18 protein-coding genes are annotated in these 18039 nt (G+C 66.0%); 3 read left to right on the top strand and 15 right to left on the bottom strand.

The features are described from left to right. Positions 1–9 precede the first annotated feature (9 nt). The 5 genes from ACFWHR_RS04425 to galU form a co-directional block, all read right to left on the bottom strand. Positions 10–1440, bottom strand: a complete 1431-nt coding sequence (locus ACFWHR_RS04425; protein WP_382447058.1) for an MFS transporter — start codon at positions 1438–1440, stop codon at positions 10–12. A 144-nt stretch (positions 1441–1584) separates the two neighbouring features. Continuing rightward, positions 1585–1926 carry an ArsR/SmtB family transcription factor gene (locus ACFWHR_RS04420; RefSeq protein WP_382447057.1) on the bottom strand — a complete coding sequence of 114 codons (342 nt, stop codon included), beginning with the start codon at positions 1924–1926 and terminating at the stop codon, positions 1585–1587. 112 nt (positions 1927–2038) lie between these two features. Then, complete coding sequence (locus tag ACFWHR_RS04415) at positions 2039–3133, bottom strand: hypothetical protein (RefSeq protein WP_382447056.1); 1095 nt, start codon at positions 3131–3133, stop codon at positions 2039–2041. Positions 3134–3236: 103 nt separating this feature from the next. Further along, positions 3237–3845 carry a GNAT family N-acetyltransferase gene (locus ACFWHR_RS04410; protein WP_382447055.1) on the bottom strand — a complete coding sequence of 203 codons (609 nt, stop codon included), beginning with the start codon at positions 3843–3845 and terminating at the stop codon, positions 3237–3239. A 5-nt stretch (positions 3846–3850) separates the two neighbouring features. Further along, entirely contained in the window at positions 3851–4780 is a 930-nt protein-coding gene (gene galU, locus ACFWHR_RS04405) for a UTP--glucose-1-phosphate uridylyltransferase GalU (RefSeq protein ID WP_382447054.1), read from the bottom strand. A gap of 77 nt (positions 4781–4857) precedes the next feature. Between galU and ACFWHR_RS04400 the strand changes: the two genes are divergently transcribed. Both ACFWHR_RS04400 and ACFWHR_RS04395 read left to right on the top strand, forming a co-directional pair. After that, positions 4858–5442 carry a 5-formyltetrahydrofolate cyclo-ligase gene (locus ACFWHR_RS04400; RefSeq protein WP_382447053.1) on the top strand — a complete coding sequence of 195 codons (585 nt, stop codon included), beginning with the start codon at positions 4858–4860 and terminating at the stop codon, positions 5440–5442. Positions 5443–5499: 57 nt separating this feature from the next. After that, a complete protein-coding gene (locus tag ACFWHR_RS04395) occupies positions 5500–5838 on the top strand; it encodes an FmdB family zinc ribbon protein (protein ID WP_382447052.1) in 339 nt (112 codons plus the stop codon). 15 nt (positions 5839–5853) lie between these two features. Here ACFWHR_RS04395 and ACFWHR_RS04390 read toward each other — a convergent pair whose 3' ends face one another. The 8 genes from ACFWHR_RS04390 to ACFWHR_RS04355 form a co-directional block, all read right to left on the bottom strand. Then, positions 5854–6084 (bottom strand): hypothetical protein, encoded by a 231-nt coding sequence (locus tag ACFWHR_RS04390; protein ID WP_382447051.1) that lies wholly within the window; start codon positions 6082–6084, stop codon positions 5854–5856. After that, positions 6081–9842 (bottom strand): AAA family ATPase, encoded by a 3762-nt coding sequence (locus tag ACFWHR_RS04385; RefSeq protein WP_382447050.1) that lies wholly within the window; start codon positions 9840–9842, stop codon positions 6081–6083. The genes ACFWHR_RS04390 and ACFWHR_RS04385 overlap by 4 nt, the downstream gene beginning before the upstream one ends. 407 nt (positions 9843–10249) lie before the next feature. Next, positions 10250–11590, bottom strand: coding sequence for a uracil-xanthine permease family protein (locus tag ACFWHR_RS04380; protein ID WP_382447049.1), 1341 nt, complete (start codon positions 11588–11590; stop codon positions 10250–10252). Between the two features lie 134 nt (positions 11591–11724). After that, the gene (locus ACFWHR_RS04375) at positions 11725–12105 is read right to left on the bottom strand and encodes a cupin domain-containing protein (protein ID WP_382447048.1); all 381 of its coding nucleotides are present in this window, start codon (positions 12103–12105) and stop codon (positions 11725–11727) included. Continuing rightward, positions 12102–13526 carry an NAD(P)/FAD-dependent oxidoreductase gene (locus ACFWHR_RS04370; RefSeq protein WP_382447047.1) on the bottom strand — a complete coding sequence of 475 codons (1425 nt, stop codon included), beginning with the start codon at positions 13524–13526 and terminating at the stop codon, positions 12102–12104. Before ACFWHR_RS04370 ends, ACFWHR_RS04375 begins: the two co-directional genes overlap by 4 nt. A gap of 147 nt (positions 13527–13673) precedes the next feature. Then, complete coding sequence (locus ACFWHR_RS04365; RefSeq protein WP_382447046.1) at positions 13674–13886, bottom strand: HPP family protein; 213 nt, start codon at positions 13884–13886, stop codon at positions 13674–13676. Continuing rightward, complete coding sequence (locus ACFWHR_RS04360) at positions 13883–14617, bottom strand: CYTH domain-containing protein (protein WP_382447045.1); 735 nt, start codon at positions 14615–14617, stop codon at positions 13883–13885. Before ACFWHR_RS04360 ends, ACFWHR_RS04365 begins: the two co-directional genes overlap by 4 nt. Further along, entirely contained in the window at positions 14614–15498 is an 885-nt protein-coding gene (locus ACFWHR_RS04355; protein WP_382447044.1) for a DMT family transporter, read from the bottom strand. The genes ACFWHR_RS04360 and ACFWHR_RS04355 overlap by 4 nt, the downstream gene beginning before the upstream one ends. Before the next feature lie 40 nt (positions 15499–15538). Between ACFWHR_RS04355 and ACFWHR_RS04350 the strand changes: the two genes are divergently transcribed. Continuing rightward, positions 15539–16078 carry a hypothetical protein gene (locus ACFWHR_RS04350; RefSeq protein WP_382447043.1) on the top strand — a complete coding sequence of 180 codons (540 nt, stop codon included), beginning with the start codon at positions 15539–15541 and terminating at the stop codon, positions 16076–16078. A gap of 18 nt (positions 16079–16096) precedes the next feature. On the opposite strand, the gene ACFWHR_RS04345 is transcribed toward ACFWHR_RS04350, so the two are convergent. Both ACFWHR_RS04345 and ACFWHR_RS04340 read right to left on the bottom strand, forming a co-directional pair. Then, positions 16097–16945, bottom strand: a complete 849-nt coding sequence (locus ACFWHR_RS04345) for an alpha/beta fold hydrolase (protein WP_382447042.1) — start codon at positions 16943–16945, stop codon at positions 16097–16099. A gap of 155 nt (positions 16946–17100) precedes the next feature. After that, positions 17101–18012, bottom strand: a complete 912-nt coding sequence (locus ACFWHR_RS04340) for an alpha/beta fold hydrolase (protein ID WP_382447041.1) — start codon at positions 18010–18012, stop codon at positions 17101–17103. Between the last annotated feature and the right edge of the window lie 27 nt (positions 18013–18039).

Below are 18039 nucleotides of genomic sequence, written 5' to 3'. Positions count from 1 at the left end.
CGGCGGCCATCACGGTTTCAGAGCGCAGCGTGCCCCACGCGCCGTGCGCCCCTCCCGCAAGAACACCGCAACCAGCATCGTGCTCGCAAGGCAGACCGCGGCATTCACTCCAATAGCAACCTGAATTCCGGGGAGCAACGTGGTCGTCGTGAATGCGGTTATCAGGGCGGCCATGACGGGTGTGCCAAGCGCGATCCCGACCTGTTGGCTCATGGTGATGAGTCCGGTCGCTAATCCCTGCTGATCCGCCGCAACGCCCGATGTCGCGGCGACGGTGAATCCGACGATTGCGATCAAGTTTGCTACGCCGCCAATGAATACCGCCGCCAGCACAGGCACGATCCACCAGTGTGCCTCGGTCACGAACGCGAGCGGAATTGTCGCGGCCGCCTGCACCAGAAAGCCGATGAGGATCGCAACCTTGGCACTCGAGCGACCGATAATTCTGGGTGCGACGAGACCGCCGATGACCGTGCCGATGCCGAGCCAGGCGAAGATCATGCCCGTGGTGACCGCACCGTAGCCAAGAATCTCTTGCAGGTAGAGAGTGAGCGGAAACACCATCGAGGTCCACGTCGCGAACGCCAGCAGACCCGCAAAGTTGCCCCAGACAATGCTTTTGCGCGTAAGCAGGGCCAGACTCACAAGCGGATCAGCCACGCGCGACTCGATCCACCCAAACAGCGCAAACAGCGTCGCCGACGCTACGATCGGCCCCCACGCGAGCGGATCTGCCCAGCCCCGCTCCCCCGCCGTCGTGATGCCGTACACGAGTGCGACCAGGGCAAGCGTCACCGTGAACGCTCCTGGTGCGTCGAGCCGGGGCCGCGCTGCGGATCGCTTATCGGTCAACACAGCCGGTGCGACCGCGAGCACGACAATCGCCACCGCAACATTGATAAAGAACGCCCAGCGCCAGTTCACCACACCCGTGAGCAGCCCACCGAGCGCTGCGCCCGTCGTGAACCCCGCGGCCATGAGCGCCCCTGACAGACCGAGAATTCGGGATCGCGCCCGACCCTCTGGGAATGTCGTCGTCAGCAGCGAGAGCGCCGCCGGCGTGACCATCGCTGTCGCAAGCCCCTGCCCGACGCGGGCAACCAGCAGCAGTGCTGGTTCAACAGCGATTCCCGCGGCAAGCGATGAAACGCCGAGCAGTGCCACCCCCGTGAGGAAGAGCCGTTTCCGCCCAAACAGATCGGCAACGCGACCGAAGAACAGCGTGAACCCGGCAGCGCACAGCGCGAACGACGTGACGATCCACTGCAGGTTCGCTGCCGCGAACCCGAGATCGGCGCCGATGTGCGGCAGTGCGACACTCAAGATCGAGAAGTCGACCGCGAGCGTGAAGTTCGCGGTGAGCAGCACCACCACCGCGATGCGTTGTCGCCGCGTCAGATCGGGTGTCCCGCGCAGATCGGGTGTCTCAAGTGCAGTCATGGGTGGCTCCCTTACCGAATGATGGCGCGCCAAACGTACGTTCGAGCAGCGCGTTGGTTGGGACGGCGTGCGCAGTTCGCGCGGCTAGAGAGGCGCCGTCACGCACCAATCATAACGATAAAACGCGTTTTGTCGATATCGGGGTTAGTGAACATCGCTGGTTGCCGGCGCACCGATGGCGTTACCGACCTGGCGGAGCCGATCCTCATCGCGACGATAGTGAGTCCACTTTCCGACGCGCGTCGAACGCACGAGACCAGCGCGCTCGAGCGTGATCATGTACGACGAGATCGTCGATTGCGTCAGCCCGGATTTCTCCTGGATATGAAGGGCGCAGACGCCCACCTCTGCGCGATCGGCGACGGGCTCCCAGTCGGCAAACTCAGATTCGGGATCGCGCAGCCAGTTAACGATCTGCAGCCGCACCGGATTGGCGAGCGCCTTCAGCGCCTCGACCAGCTCGTCAGCGCTCAGTACGTCACCCACGGCAGCCCCTCTCCGATCAACCTACAAACCACTGTATCTCGATGTGGTCGGGACCGCCTGCGCTCGCTCGCCGAACCCCTCCTCAGCCGCGGTAGGGACTCAGCGGGTATCGCTAACCCGCGTTGCGGCGGCGGCGCAGTACAGCGTCGAGGTCGGGCATGCCCGTGGCGGTGTCTCCCACGACACCCATGCCGCGGAAGCGGTTGCTCGCTGCCTCTTGCTTAGCCTGCTCGGCACGCACGCGCGCCTGTTCACGCTGACGCGCCTCCTCGAACGCGCGCGCCTGCTGGCGCGCCTGATCGTCGGCGGCGGCAGCCGCGGCTGCAGCACGCGGATCGACGGCACTCGCGGACGCCGCGGCAGCGGCACCGGCCGCACCGGCAGTCGCGCCGCCACCCGTCGCCAGCTGCTGACGCACCTCGCGCAGCAGCATCGAGTCGGTCTGGTTCTCCTGCGTCACCGGGCGTTCTGCGGCGCCACGAGCGCGCGTGCGCGCAAGAGCACGGGCGAGTTCGATGCGCTCGGCTGCGGCCCGTTGCGTCTCGGCGTGCGCTGCGGCGGCGATAGCCGGATCCAGAATTTCTTCCTGCTGCGGGGCCGTCTCGACAACCGCCGTCGCAATTGCGCTCGTGACCTGTTCGGCCGGCGTCGACTGCACGCGCGTGCGTCCGGGCGCGAGCAACACCAGCGCACCGCTTGACGCGGCGAACAGCGCGACAGCACCAATGAGCAAGGACGGACCACTGCCACCAATCGCGAGACCTGCCCCGACGAGCACGCCGATCAGGCCGAGTAACGCGCCAAGAGCTGCCGTAGCGCGCACGCGTCGCGCAGCCGGCTTCCGGAGCTTTGCCGACCGCTGCGCGGCCGCCTGCTTACGCTGCATCTGTTGGGCTCGAATCTCGGCACGCACCTGGTCTGCCTCCGCTTCTGCGAGCGCTGCTCGACGCTCTGCTTCCTGACGTTTCTGCGCACTCCGCAGCATCCGCTCGTGCGCGAGAGCCTCCCGCGCGGTGGCCTCGAGGCGCACTTCCTGCGGCACCTCAGACGTCTCAGCGAGCAGACGCAGCGTGCGCTGAAGCCGGAGCGCATTCTTTTCAGCTGCGCGGAATTCGCGGCGCCTCGCCCAGTTCGGAACGAGCACCGCACCCCACAAGAGGGCGGCGATTACGAAGATCACTCCTCCGCCAAGTACGCCGCCAGTCATGGGGATCACTGTACGGTGTTCGCGCAGAGCGCTCTGACCGGCGCGCCGCGCCCCCGCCCGAAATGCCGAAACCGCTCAGGCTCGGAAGCGCTATGGGTACCGGTCACGCCTCGAGTAGCCGCGCGGTGTACCCGGCATTCGCGTCACCGCGCAGCGCAACGAAGCACTCGTGGTCACGCCACGCACCGTCAATGTGGATATACGACTCGCGCCGCCCCTCGTGCCGCAGCCCGAGCTTCTCGACGACCCGCAACGACGGCCCATTCTCTGGCCGAATACAGATTTCGACGCGGTGCAATCCCAGCACGCCGAACAGGTGATCCATGACGAGCGCGACCGCCGCCGTAGTGATGCCCCGGCCCGCGACGTGCTGTGACACCCAGTAGCCGAGCTGTGACGACTGCAACGCTCCGCCGCTGATCTCTGACACACTCAATTGACCAACGACCTGACCGTCGTACAGCACGACAAACGGCATTCCGCTGCCCGCACGAAGTTGCTTACGCAGCACACGCACCAGTGGGCGCATCGACACCGAACCGGGAACGACGCTTCGCCCCGCCGGATGCGTCGCCTCCCACCGCTGCAGCCAGTCACGGTTCTCCGAGAGCAACTGTCGCAGCGGTTCGGCATCGCCCCAACGAATAATGCGCACGGCCACCCGGCCCGCAGAAATCAGCCCCGGGTCGTCGATCTCACGGCCGAGCGGCACCTGGGTTAGCCCTCGGCGCGCTGCTTGCGGAGACGATCCGCGAAGCCGATGACCCACTCAGTGATCTCTTCGCCGAGCTCCTCGTGGTCGACGCCCAGCAGCACGTTGGCCTTGATCCAGTCGGCGCGATCACCGGTGTCGTACCGACGACCCCGGAAGATGACGCCGAAGACGGGACCATCGCCCTTGCCCTCGGCCAGGTAGTTCAGGCCGTCGGTGAGCTGAATCTCGCCGCCGCGACCGGGTGGAAGCTGGTCAAGAATGTCAAAGATCTCAGGCCGCAGCACGTAGCGCCCGATCACGGCAAGGTTCGACGGCGCTTCGTCGGCCGATGGCTTCTCAACGAGTCCCGTGATGCGCACGACATCGTGGTCGTCGGTCGCCTCGACCGCGGCACAGCCGTAGAGGTGCACGGATTCCCGCGGCACCTCCATCAACGCAATGACGGTCGCACCGCGCGAGTCGTGTTCGGCGATCATTCGATCGAGCAGCGGATCCCGCGGGTCAATAAGGTCATCGCCCAGCAGCACAGCGAATGATTCATTGCCAACGTGGCTGCGCGCACGGCCGACGGCGTGGCCGAGCCCGAGAGGCTGGCCCTGGCGCAGGAAGTGCACCTCTGCGACCTCGCTCGACTCGTGTACCTTCTCGAGCTTGCCCTCGTCACCCTTGCGCTCGAGCGAGTATTCGAGCTCGGGAACGCTGTCGAAGTGGTTCAGCAGATTGTCTTTGTTGCGACCGGTGATGATGAGCACGTCACCGAGCCCAGCTGCGGCGGCCTCTTCCACTACGTACTGGATCGCTGGCTTGTCGACGATTGGCAGCATCTCTTTCGGCATCGCCTTCGTCGCCGGAAGGAAGCGGGTGCCAAGCCCTGCGGCAGGCACTACGGCCTTAGCAACCGAACGCCTCTGAGTCGCCTGAGTCTCTGTCATGACTGTCAGCCTATCCCCCGATCCTCGGGCCGCAAAGTCACCACCGAGAGGCTCGCACCGCGCATATGCTGAGTGCTATGGCTGACGATTCGCGCCCGGCGAAGACCGCACTGAGATCGGCCGTGCGCGAACAGCGCGCGACAGTATCTGCGCCGGATCGCGACGAGCGCCGTGACGGACTCACCCGCCAACTCGCGGCCCTCGTCACTGAGCGCGGCGCGACCTCGCTCACCGCGTATGTGCCGCTCGGTACCGAACCCGATGTGAGTGGCTTCTTGCAGTGGGCACGCGATACGGGTGTGCGGGTACTGCTTCCGATCGCCCTCTCGGGCCACCGCCTCGAGTGGGCCCGAGACACCGGTGCTCGCGTCATCGGCAGGCACGGAATCGCAGAACCCGACGGGCCCAGACTCGGGGCAGGGGCGGCGGCCGAGGTTGATCTCATGATTGTGCCGGCGTGCGCGGTCGACGAGCACGGCACCCGGCTCGGCTGGGGGCTCGGGTATTACGACCGGTTGCTTGCATCGCTCGCTCGCAGGCCGCCGGTATACGCAGTCGTCGACGACGCCGATGTATTCGAGTCGCTCCCGCGCGACGCCCACGACGTTCCGGTCGACGGCGCCGTCACCCCCACCCGCATCATCCGGTTCGCCACCGGCTGAGCGAGAGCTGGCGTCACACCCCTGGGCGCGGGCTTAGAACGGGTATCATTGAGCCTCGTGCCTACGTACGCTTATCGCTGCTCAGAATGCGGCCACGCCTTTGACATCTATCAGGCGTTCTCCGACAACGCTTTGACCGAGTGCCCCGAGTGCGGCGGCACCCTGCGCAAGGTCTTCGGCTCGCTCGGCGTCTCGTTCAAGGGGTCCGGCTTCTATCGCACCGATTCGCGAGCGGGGTCTGGATCCGGATCGTCGGGCTCGGGATCCTCGGGGTCCTCGTCGGAATCAAAGTCGAGCTCAGGCGGGGGTTCGAAGTCGCCTTCGAAGTCCAGCTCGGGATCAGGATCGTCGTCCAGCTCGTCGTCGTCCGGATCTTCAGGCTCCTCCAGCAGCTAGGCGCTGGCGCGCTCATTACCCCCAGTGGGGCGGGCGGTCACGCTTCAGCGCCTCGTCGTGCGCACTTGGAGCTGCACGGCCGCCATTGACGGCTGCGGCGCCGTCACCCCACGCATCGAGCCGATCCTCAGCCGCGCGCGCGTCGAGCGGGTGCTCTGACGGCCTCGGATCCACGCCCGTGGGTGCTGGTCGGCTCGCGCGTCGCGACCGGCGCGGGGCCGGTCGGGCGTGAGCTTCGTCGGTCATGCGCGGCCCTGCTCGGCCGCGCCCTCCCCCGCCTCATTGCCCGCGTCGTAGCCCACAATACGGGCAATGCGCAGCGCGACCTCGTCGGGGTCGGCAAACAGGTCGAAACTCTGCACGCGGTGGTAGTGCCAGCCGAGGCGTCGCAGCACCGCTGGTCGCAGGCGAAGTGTGTCGCGCAGGCTGTCGCCGCGGTATTCGCCCGCCATGCCGAGATCGAGATCGATGGCGATCGCCCGGTCACCGAGCGAGGCGGCTAGTGGGATCGCACCGCGGTAGTCCATCGCGACGGTGAGTCCGAGCGCCTCAAGACGATCGGCAAGCTCGCCCAGCATCGGGTCGCGCTCAGCGGGCAGCGATGGCGCCTCGGGTTCTGGGTGCTCGAACGCGAGCAGTTCAGCAAGTTCGACGACGCCGTGCTTCAGGCGCGCACGGTCGAGGTCCTCTGGCTTGAAGCAGCTGACGATAGTCATCGCCCGGCGCGCGCGGGTCATCGCGACCGCGAGCAGGCGCTCGCCGCCCGGGCGACCGAGGCCGCCGAAGTTTGAGAGCACTCGGCCGTGCGGGGTGCGGCCGAACCCGATCGAGAAAATCACGCGATCGCGGCTCTGCGCGGTCGCCTGCTCGAGCGTGAGCACGGCGAACGGCTCTGCGCGTTCACCGAGCAGGAAGTCGCGGTACTGCGGGAACTTCGAAAACGCCTGCAGTACTGCCTGGTACACCCGCACCGCGTGGCGCTCGCTCGCGGTTATCACCATGAGCGATTCACTCGAACGATCGCTCGCGTGCTGCAGCACGAGCTGCACGACGCGCTCGACCTCTGCATCGGTGCTCTCAACGGCGCCGGTCTGCTGATCGGGTAGCCCCTGGCCGCCGCGCACAAACTCGTAGGTCAGGCTCGAGTGGCCCAGGAAGCTACCTGCCCACGGCATCGACTGGATCGCGCCACCGTAGAAGCGCGTGTTGACGAGGTTCGTGAGATCTTCGCCGCCCGCTCGGTAGCTGCGGGTCAGGGTCAGCGTCGGCAGCACCTCGCCGAGCTGTGCAAACGCAGAGCTGCGGTGCAGGGCCTCGACATCAACGGTTTCGCGATCCTCATCCGATGCACCCACCGCGATCTCGAAGTGGGAAGGCGTCTGCGTCATCGTGTCGCCGAATGCAACGACCTGATCGGCGCGACGAATCGCGCCGAGGTTTTCCGCGAGCGTCGTGGCCCCAGCGTCGACGATGAGCGTTGCGTCGAAGCGCATCGTGTCGGGGAGCATCGCGACCTCATAGGGCGACATCGTCCAGACCGGCGCGAGCACGCCGAGCAGGTGCGGCGCGCGCTGCGCGAGCGAGAGCGGCGAAACGTAGCCGCTGCGGAGCGCCTCACGCATCGCGAGCGCCTCCTGCTTGAAGTCGAGCACGGCAACGCGCCACGAATCGGAGAGCGCCGCGGCGAGCAGCGCGCCGTTGGCGCCCGCGTGCGCGTCGTCGACGAGCCGGAAATCAGCTTCGAGGCGCTCGATGACGCTCGTGTTCGCGCTGAGTAGCGATTCGTTGGTCTGCAGCATGCGCTCGAGCGCCGACTGCCACCAGGCGAGTTCGAGCTCGGACGCAACGGATTCGGCGGGCACGTGGCGCGCAGAAAGATCGTCGAGCAGCGGTTCGAGGTGCGCGGAACGCATGCGCTCCACGATCGCGGTGCGCTCCTGAATGTTCTGCAGCACCTCAGACTCGCGGGCGAGGTCAGAGATGCGGCTCGCGAGGCGGCCGAGCGACTGCGTCTTCAGGCGGTCAGCGTCGGTCGCCGTGCCAAGCACGCGATCGAGCGAGTCGAGATCTTGGTACGCCGATTGGAAGGCGACAACCACGTCAGAGATACCGAGCGGCACCTCGGGCCGCGCCCCCACAACGGTCGTATACCGCTGCCAGAGCACGCGCTGCTGCTGAATCTGCACCAGTCGGGAGTACATATCGGTGATGTGCACGCCGGGACGCACGTATTCGCGAGCGAGCTTGCGCAAGCGGCGCTTGTTTGCCGCCGACATCTCGTCGTCGCCGCGCGGGGCGTGGGCCGCGATAACCTCGGTGAGCGAGCGGTCGTAGACCTCGGGCGTGAATCGGTCGAGCGTCTCGCGAATGCCCATGAGCAGGCGCAGATAGACGCCAAGCTCGGCGATCGTCTCGTACGGGCGCATTGACGTCTGACCGATGAGCTCGTTCGCCATCGAAATCAAACGCGGCAGCTGTGATTCCGCGAGGTCGACGGCGGTGCCGTACGCGGATCGCGCCTCTTCGGTCGTACTAAAGCTGACGCCGTACCAAGGTGAGTCTTCCGGGCCGTACTGGAACTGGCCGAGGCGCGCGACCTCGGTGAGCGCCTCAGCTACCGACGACCGGTCGAGCGTGAGCTGACCAAGCGCCTGATCGTCGAGGCGTACCGTTGTGCTCGGCGGGCGCTCATCGAGCGAGAGCGCGGTCAGCTTGCGCAGCGCGTCAAGCGGTGAGGCGCCGAATCGCGGATCGGGCGTCGACAGCGCCGTCTGGTAGTCGAGAAGCACGCCCCGCAGTCGCACGAGGGCTTCGTCGACGTCGCGAAGCTGCTCAGAGCGGGCGTTCTCGTTTCGACTGATCGATTCGACCAGGTTACGGCGCAGGCGGCGGGGGCTCACGGAGAGTCCCGCGAGGCCGACGCGGGCCAGGCGGTGCGTGATGCCGTCGAGCGTTGCACGGCGCGGCGACACGATCAGCACGCGTTTGCCAGCGCGCACGAGGTTGCCGATGGCGTTGACGACGGTCTGCGTACCGCCGGTGCCCGGGAGCGTGTGCACCACGAGCGAGTGACCGGCGTCGATCTGTGCGAGCACATCGTCTTGCTCGGCATCGGCGTCGTAGAGGGTGCGATCGGTGTTCGGGGAGCGGTCGTCTGGGGCCGTCGCAGAAACCGGGCGATACGTCGCTTCGAGCTGACGCTTTGCTGGCTCATTGCCGCACACTGCCGCGAGTACGGGTGAGGTGAGATCTTTCGCGTCCATCACCATCGACTGCGCGACGTTGTGGAACGACGACACGACGAGGCGCGGCTGCACCACAAACCCGGGCACGCCCGCCGCCATCTGGCGCAGCCGGTCGATCACGGGCTGCGGCTTGAACACGCCCTCGGATTGCGAGAGCTCAATCAGTGAGCGTGCGTCGACGCTGATGCCGAACTGCTCGCGCATTGCCCTGATGAGTTCAGAGTTGACCACAGGGAACTGCTTGAGCTTGAGCTCGAAGTCCCGGCCGTAGCGGCGAATCGCGAGCGGACGCAGCAGCACCGGCGCGCAGAAGTCTTCGCCCTCAAACTCCCACTTCGCAATGCCGACGCCGAGGTTGACCGTCTCAAGCCCACGCACGGTGCGCATCTCGATGGCCTTGTCGGTGACGCGGCCAGCGGCGGCGCGCGCGTGGCGCAGGGCGAGGTCGTCGCGAATCAACGCCGACAGCAGAATCTTGTTGCCCGTGATGAACTGTGGCAGGCCGCCCGGGTGCGTGGTCGAAAGCTCGATTCGATTCGCCGGACGATCGTCAAAGTGCAGCAGCGCGTTGCGCCCGCCGATGCCCGCGAGCTCGCGGCGCCAGTCGGCGTGCTCGTCAGCGTAGACGTCGACGAGTGAGACGGGGCCACTCAGGCCAGCGGCCAGATCGGGCTGCACACGCGGTGCCGGAGCGGGAGCCTTCGCGAGCGAGCCTTCGCTGCGAGGATGCTCAGCTGCAGCGTGCGCGTCGGATATCACGTCGCGTCGCGCATCAGGTCTCGACTCCGAGCCGGCGCCGTTGGCGCGCGTCGGAACGGACTCAGCGCTTTCCGCGCTGCGTCCCTTTTCGGGTCGCCGTTTCCGATCTACACTCCACACACCGCCACCCTACGCAGTACTCCAGAGAATCAGCGCAGATTCCCCGGAGTTTCGCGGCGCGCCGCCCGCACCCGCCCGCGTGCCCCCCGCGTGCCCGCGCCCGCGCCGCCCGCGTGCCGCCGCCGAACGCGAGGGGTGCCCGCCAGAACGAAGGAACTTTCGGCCCGTTTTCGCTCGCGTTCAGCGAGAACCCTCGTGTTCGACGGGATTGGGCGGGGCGCGCGGGGCGCACGGGGCGCGCGGGCCGCGCGGGGCGGACGGCCGCGCGGGGGCGCGGCGTCCCCGCGCTAGTCGCGGGTGTCGCCCGTGACCACCGGGTCGGCGACCTGCACCTCGCCGCCGCGCAGCTTCGCGAGTGTGCGCATGAGGTGATAGACAACGACCGCCGCGATCGTGCCGAGCGCGATGCCGTTGAACAGCACAGATCCGATCTGCAGCGTGAAGTCGGCGATGCCGACGATCAGCGGCACGGCCGCCGAGAACTGGTTGATCGGCTTCGAGAAGTCGACCTTGTTGTCGATCCAGATCTTGACGCCGATCAGGCCAATCAGGCCATACAGCGCCACGGTCACGCCCGCGAGCACACCGGCCGGCACCGAGAAGATCACTTCGCCGACCTTCGGCGAGAAGCTCAGCAGCACCGCAAACAGCCCGGCGACCCAGTACGCGGCCGTCGAGTAGACGCGCGTCGCCGCCATGACCCCGATGTTCTCGCCGTAGGTCGTCGTTCCCGATCCGCCACCAAAGCCAGCCAGCATCGTCGAAACGCCGTCAGCGAGCAGCGCCCGCCCCGTCACGGGGTCGAGGTCGCGGTTCACCATGAGCCCAACGCTCTTCACGTGGCCCACGTTTTCGGCGATGAGCACGAGCACGACGGGCAGGAACGCGGGCAGCAGGCCCCACAGCGTCGGGTCCGCAAACGGGTTGCCGACCGCGTGGAACGCGGGGAGCCCGATCCAAGCCGCATCACCCACCTTCGAGAAATCGACCTCGCCCATGAAGATTGCCGAGATGTACCCGACGGCCATGCCGAGAACAATCGAGAGGCGCCCCAGCAGCCCCCGGAAGAGCACGGTGATGAGCAGTACCGCGGTGATGGTGATGAGCGCGACCCAGCCTGAAAGCTCGGTGGCGTTCCAGTTGTTCTTCACCGCGGGCGCGAGGTTGAACCCGATCAGCGCGACGATCGCGCCCATTACGACGGGCGGCATGAGCGCGTTGATCCACCCGGAACCGAAGCGGTTCACAATGAGACCGACGATCGCCATCAGCACGCCGATGGCGAGAATGCCGAATGAAGCTCGGCCGAGATCGGGGTTTTCGGGGTCCCCGCTCGCCGTCGCGGCGAGAATCGGGGCGATGAACGCGAAAGACGAACCGAGATAGCTCGGCAGGCGGTTGCCAGTGATCAGCAGAAAGAGCAGTGTGCCGAGGCCCGAGAAGAACAGCGTTGCTGTCGGGCTGAACCCGGTGAGCAGGGGTACGAGGAATGTCGCGCCGAACATCGCCACAACGTGTTGCGCGCCGAATCCAATGGTGCGCAGCCAGCTGAGCCGCTCCTCGGGCAACACGATCGCATCGGGCGCGACGTGCGTGCCGTCTCCGTGCTGCTTCCAGGTCAATGCCATGCGGGCTCCTTCGGGGGTTCCGGATCGCGAGGAGCCGCGCAGCCACCCCTTCGAGCGCACAGCCAGTCACACATCCTAGCGTTCAGCAGGCGCTCAGCTTCACCCATTCCCGACGGACGCGACCGCTACTCCCACTACTCTCCCGCGATGTAGACCTTTCGAATGTGGTCCTCGACGGACCACTTCGTGCGGGTGCCCGCGACGAGTCGCATGACATCACCCGCGGCCACCTCGATGACACGCCCCGTCTCCTCGGGCGAGCCCGGGACCTCGAGCAGTTCGATCGTGGCCCCACCGCTGATCACCACAAAGATCTCATCGATCTCGGTGTCGGTCACGGTGCCGTCGCGCAGCTCCCAGACGCCCACCTCGGCGCCGCCAATGGTGCCGAGCTCAGCGGCTCCCTGGCTCGGTCCGCCCGCGACTACCTCGGCCGCATCGACAGCTTCGAGCTCGACGTCGACATCGCCGACTGGAATCGTGAAGTTGTGCCCGTGCGGCAGCAGCGCGCTCACGAGTCGAACCCGAATCCCACGGCGTCCATGGCCTTCAAGAAGAGGTTGCGCTTGCCACCGTTGTGGTCGGCCTGGTCGAACGACCACCGGAAGAGATTCACGCCAATGGCCGCCGCGGGCTCGGGCGGGAACGGCAGCGGCATCTGCTTCACCATTTCGAGCTCGGTGCGTTCCGTGACGCGACCCTCAAACCGATCAACCATAACGTCGGCGGCAAAGTGCGTCGCGCCGACACCGAGACCTGTGAAACCGGAAACGTACTGCACGCGCCCACCGTGCGCCTGCCCGAAGAACGCGCAGAAGCGCGTGCTCGAGTCGATTACGCCGGCCCAGCGGTGCGAGAACTTCACGCCCGCGAGCTGCGGGAAGGTGGTGAAGAAGTGGCTCGCGAGCTTGCGGTGGCTCTCGATCCGATCCTCGTATTCGCGTTTGATGCGCCCGCCCGCGTGGTACACCGCGTCGTAACCACCCCACAGAATGCGATTGTCTTTCGTGAGCCGCGAGTAATGGAACTGGTTCGCGAGATCAGAGAGTCCTTCGCGGCCCTCCCAGCCGATTGACGCGAGCTGCTCGTCGGTGAGCGGTTCCGTCATCAGCACGTAGTCGTAGACCGGAATCGTGTGGAAGCGGTAGCGCTTCAAGAGCGACGGAAACACGTTCGTGCAGAGCGCGACGCGCTCGGCCGTCACGCTGCTCCCGTTCGCAACGGTCAACCGGATCGGCTGCTCGGCCGATCCCTCGAGATGTTGCACCGGCGAACCCTCGTAGATCTCCACTCCGATCGACGCCGCGTGGCGCGCCAGCTCGAGTGCGAGCTTGGCCGGGTGCACGTTCGCGTTCTCGCTCGGGGAGAACTCTCCGCCGAGGAACGTCGGCGAATTGATGCGGCTCTGCACGGCGCTTTGGTCGAGCGTCACGACGTGCTCGTCGGCGCTCTCGCCGAGCCAATCCAGCTGATACGCCTCGTTCGCGACGGCCAGCGCACCGTTGCGCTCGAAGTCGACGTCGAGCTGATGCTCATGAATGAACCGTTCAATTGCGTCGAGATTCTCGTAGCCGAGCCGCCGCAGCGTGCCGGTCTCGTTCGGCCACCGCGATTCCGCGTTCGGTTCGCCGTGCGTAATGCTGGCCTCGCAGAATCCGCCGTTGCGGCCCGATGCTGCCCAGCCGACGCGCACTGCCTCGACGAGCACGACGCGGCGCTCGGGGTGTGCGGTCTTGAGCTTGATAGCCGTCCACAGCCCGGCGAAGCCTCCGCCGACGACGGCGTCGTCGACCTGCTGGTCGCCGCTGAGCTCGGGGTGGCGCGGCGCGTGCTGCTCAACATCATCGGTCCAGAAGCACGACAGTTTCGTGTCTGCGAGCGCCTCGTCAATGACGCGCGCCTCGGGAATACGGGTTTCAAAAATGGTGGGGTGCATGGATTCCTCGTCCTCGATGTCCGGTTCGATCCTCGCACACTCGCGCTCAGGTGTACATCGCGAATCACCCAGAATTCCTGCCGGATCGCGCAAAACTCGACAGATTTTTGCTGAATCCGCAGGTAAAAGCCAAAATCTACCGCGAAATCAGTCGCTTGGGGGTTTCATAATGGCACCGGTTGCGAGCCCCATCGCGAGCCCGGCCGGCAGCCACAGCCAGAACTGCGTGAGGGCACCGAGCAGCACGCCCATGATCAGTCCCATCACCAGCCCGATAATGATCTGCTTGCGACGAGCGCTCTGCGACGGCGGCTCTTCGGGCGATTCCTTGCGACCGCGCGGGTTGGACTTCTGGCTCATACGTCAGTTCCTTCAACTGGAGTACCCGTGGACGCCTCAGCAGCGGCCCGGTCGGAGCGATCGAGTGCTTCAAGCTCCGCGATGACTGCCGCGCTCGCTCCCGAAGCGCGAGCAGCGTCGACGAGCCTACCCGTGGCGCGAGCAATCTTCGCGACGCTCAGCGACGGCACCGCGCCCGCCGCAAGCAGCACGGGTTCCACGAGCGAAAGCGCCTCGACCGCAGCACCGGGAATCAGCTCGGCCTCCCATTCCCGCCAGGCGCGCGTGATGCCGGAAACACGGTCAAATGCGTCGACACGATCGTCGGCGAGTTCAATGAGCTCAGCGCCAGCTTCGTCACTCAGCACGACGATGGTGCGCTCGGTCGCGAGCTCAGCGATCGGCGCTACCGCGTCTGCCGCCCCGCCGATGCGCTCGCGCAGCTCGGCGCGCAGCCCGTCGGGCACCGCCTCGCTCAGCGGCCAGAACAGTTCGCGTACGCCGTCGCTGCCACGCTGCTTCAGATGCCAGCCCGCGTCGGCGCCGCCGTGGCGCACCCGCATGGCGAGCCCGCGCCTCGCAAGATCAGCGTCGCCCGTGTCGAAGTACACCGCCGACAGCTCATAGGTGACCGGCGACGCCGCGCGCAGTCCGATCTCGGCAAACGCGTCTGCTGGAGGCAACGGGAGGTCGGCCGCCACCTCGTATTTGCGCTCGATCTCGAGCGATGCTTGACCAGCGTTTTTGCTCACTCGTCCAGTCTATTGCGGGTGTCGGAGCCCGCAAACCAAACAATGCCGGCGCCCGCGACGACCACGAGCACGACGCCACTGAGCGCAATCGGCGAGAGAATCTGGCCGAGAAAGAGTGCCCCGACGATCGTGCCGACGACCGGGTCGAACGCGAAGAACACGCCCAGTACACGGGCCGACGTGAGACGACCCGCGAGGGTGTCGACGGAGAACGCGAGCGCCGTGCCGAGCAACGCGGACGCGACGAGGGGCACGAGGTGAGGCAGCTCTATTCGTGGCACTGTCGGCACCGAGAACGGAAGGGTCAGGATCGCAGCGACGACGACCGACAGCGCGACTCCCTGCAGGCCAGCTCCCGATTGTCCGACACGCGCGGCGAGCAGGGTATAGAGGCCGAAGGCCGCGCCAGCGAGCAGCCCGAACACGATGCCAAGCGGATCGAGCGGTCCACCGAACCCCGCGATCAGGGCGACTCCGAGCAGCGCGACGACCGCGAGCAGACCTTCTCTGATGCGCCGGGAGGCGAACAGCGCGACAGCGCACGGCCCGAGGAAGTCGAGGGTCGTCGCGATCCCGAGCGGCAGTCGGTCGACCGCGAGATAGAGCATCGCGTTCATCGCAGCCATCGCAATGCCGTACACAACGATGCCGGCCCACTCCGTGCGGCTGCGCCCGCGCAGCCGTGGGCGGAAGATGACGAGCAAGATGACGGCGGCAATCGTGAGGCGCAGCGAACTCGTGCCGAGCACGCCGAGTGGCTCGAAGAGCCCCACTGCGAACACGGCCGAAAGCTGCACACCGGTGGCGCCGATCAGCACGAGAATCATCGCGCGCACGATGGCACCTCGATCAAAGCCCTGGGCGGTCGCGGGAGTGCTCATCAGACCGAGCATAGTGGCGGTGCGGGGTTACACTGGCCGGGTGCCTGAGTCGCCCGAAATCGCCGCTGCGAGTGCGCGGGCGCGGGCTGCGTGTGCTGAAACCGCCGGCCGACTCGCGTCCGCGGGAGTACCCCGCGAGTATCTCGCTGAATACGTCGAGCCTCGGCGCGGCTTTCTACGTATCAAACCCCCGACGATGCGCGCGTTGGGCGAGGTGTGGCGTCTCGGCGCACTGCTGCTCACGGATTCCGGCGAACTGTACGCCCTCGGGCACGCAACGCGCGCTGCCGAACGCGGGCGCCCCGGGTACCAGTCGCTGTCGCGTGAAGAGCGGCGAGAGATCGCCGCGGCAGCGCTTCGCGGCGGATACGCCGTCGGCGATGAGGTGAATTACGATGCGGCGCCGATCCCGCTCGATGCGACGCCCGCCGTCGGTACCGAACTGCCTGTCGGGTACGACTCCGGGGAGCTTCGTGTGCGCTGGCGGGTCGGCGCTCCACTCTCGGGAGCGCCGACCCTAGCCTCGTATCTCGCCGAGCGGGCCGATCTGCTGATCGACCCTCCGTTTAGCGAGCGCTAACGCGGCGCGAGGCGAGCCTTACTGCTCCGCGGAGAGGAAATCGGCGAGCGCCGCATTTACCTCGTCTGCGTGAGTCCAGAGCAGACCGTGCGGGGCACCCTCGATTTCGATGTACCGCGCGTTCGGAACCAGCTTGCTGAACCGGCGGGCGGTGGCATCGATCGGAAGGATGTTGTCGGCAGTGCCGTGCAAGATCAGTGTCGGCTTTCCGCTCTCACGCACCGCGTCGACGTCGCTGCGGAAATCCTCGATCCAGGTCGGCACCACGGCGTATGAGGCCACGGGCGCACTCGCGGTCGCCACATTCCAGCTGCCGGTGACGGCCTCCTGGCTGATGCGGCTACCGAGCGTGTCGTCGAGGTTGTAGAAATTCGCGAAGAACTGGGTGAACCAGGCGTAACGGTCGCCCTTCGCCGCCGCCTCGATGTCGTCGAAGACACTCTGCGGCACACCCTCGGGGTTGCCGTCCGTCTGAACGAGGAACGGCTCGAGCGACGCAAGAAACGCGAGTTTAGCCACGCGGTCGTGACCGTACTTGCCCACGTAGCGGGCAAGCTCGCCCGTACCCATCGAGAATCCGACGAGCACTACGTCATGTAGATCGAGCGTCTCCAGCACACTGTTGAGGTCGGCCGCGAAGGTGTCGTAGTCGTAGCCCGTGTGCACCTTCGACGAGTTGCCGAAACCGCGGCGATCGTAGGTGATGACGCGATACCCGGCGGCGAGCAGCTCGCGCGCCTGACGTTCCCAGCTGTGACCGTTCAACGGGTAGCCGTGAATGAGTACGACTGGCTGCCCCTCGCCCTGATCCTCGTAATACAGCTCGATCGGGGTGGTGTTCTCGGTGCCGACGGTGATGAATCCCATGTTGCCCTCCCATTCATCGCGAAAACAGACGTTTCCGCAGTGGTTTCACTGTACGAGGTTCGCGGGTCAGAGACTGAGAACCCTCTCGTTTGTTCACGGTGGATCTGCATAGCTACATGTCGGTGCATGTGCCACGTGCCGTCCGTCTCTGCCTTTTAACCCGCCGGCGTCCGGGCCAACCATTCGAGGATTGCGCTCGTGGTTTCGCTGTGGCGCTCCTGCTGGACCCAGTGTCCGCTGTCAAAGCTGATCTCTTCAACGTTCGGAACAAACACTGAGAGGCGTTCAGATCGAGCGACCGCGTCGCGAAGACCGTAGATCATGAGCGCCGGCTGACGGATAACGGGGTCGGCGTCTGCGAGAAGGTGCCAGTTGCGGTTGAGGTTGCGGTACCAATTGATGCCGCCCGTGAACCCGGAATGCTTGAACGCCGAATCGTAGACCGCCAACTCGCGTGCAGTGAGCAGAGGCTTTCCAAGAGGAGAGGCATTCTGCGCGATCTCGATCATCGCCATGCCTGGTTTAGGCGGCATCGCCGGCTCATCCCGACGGTAGAGGTTGTTAATAAAACGCGCGGGATCGGCGTCGAAAACGGCGTCAGCGACTCCCGGCTGCTTGTTGAAGTGCACAAAATAGTAGTCACTCCCGAGCACCGCATCCATGAAATCCAGCCATGGCATCTCGCCGCGTTCGAGGTACGGCAGACTCAGCGCAACGATCTTGTCCACCCGATTCGGATGCAGCAGCGCGAAGCTCCAAACGACGAACGCTCCCCAATCGTGACCGACGAAGGTCGCGCTCTCGTAACCGAAATGGTCGAGCAAGGCGGCGAGGTCACCCGTCAGTTGCTCGATATCGTAATCGGCAATATTGGTTGGCCGAGCTGAGTCGCCAAACCCTCGCTGGTTGGGGGCAATCACATGGTAACCGGCATCGACAAGAGCCGGGATCTGATGGCGCCAAGTGTATGCAAGATCTGGCCAACCGTGACAGAGAAAGATGGGCTTTCCTGCGTTCTCACGACCAGCTTCAAAGACTTCAAGGTCGACGCCGTTCACGGTGATCATAGTGGGTTCCGGGAACGGGACTTCATG

Source organism: Leucobacter sp. NPDC058333, from assembly GCF_042726155.1.
Lineage (GTDB): Bacteria > Actinomycetota > Actinomycetes > Actinomycetales > Microbacteriaceae > Leucobacter.
The sequence above is the reverse complement of the archived record's forward strand: the minus strand, read 5'-3'. Positions and strand labels throughout refer to the sequence as shown.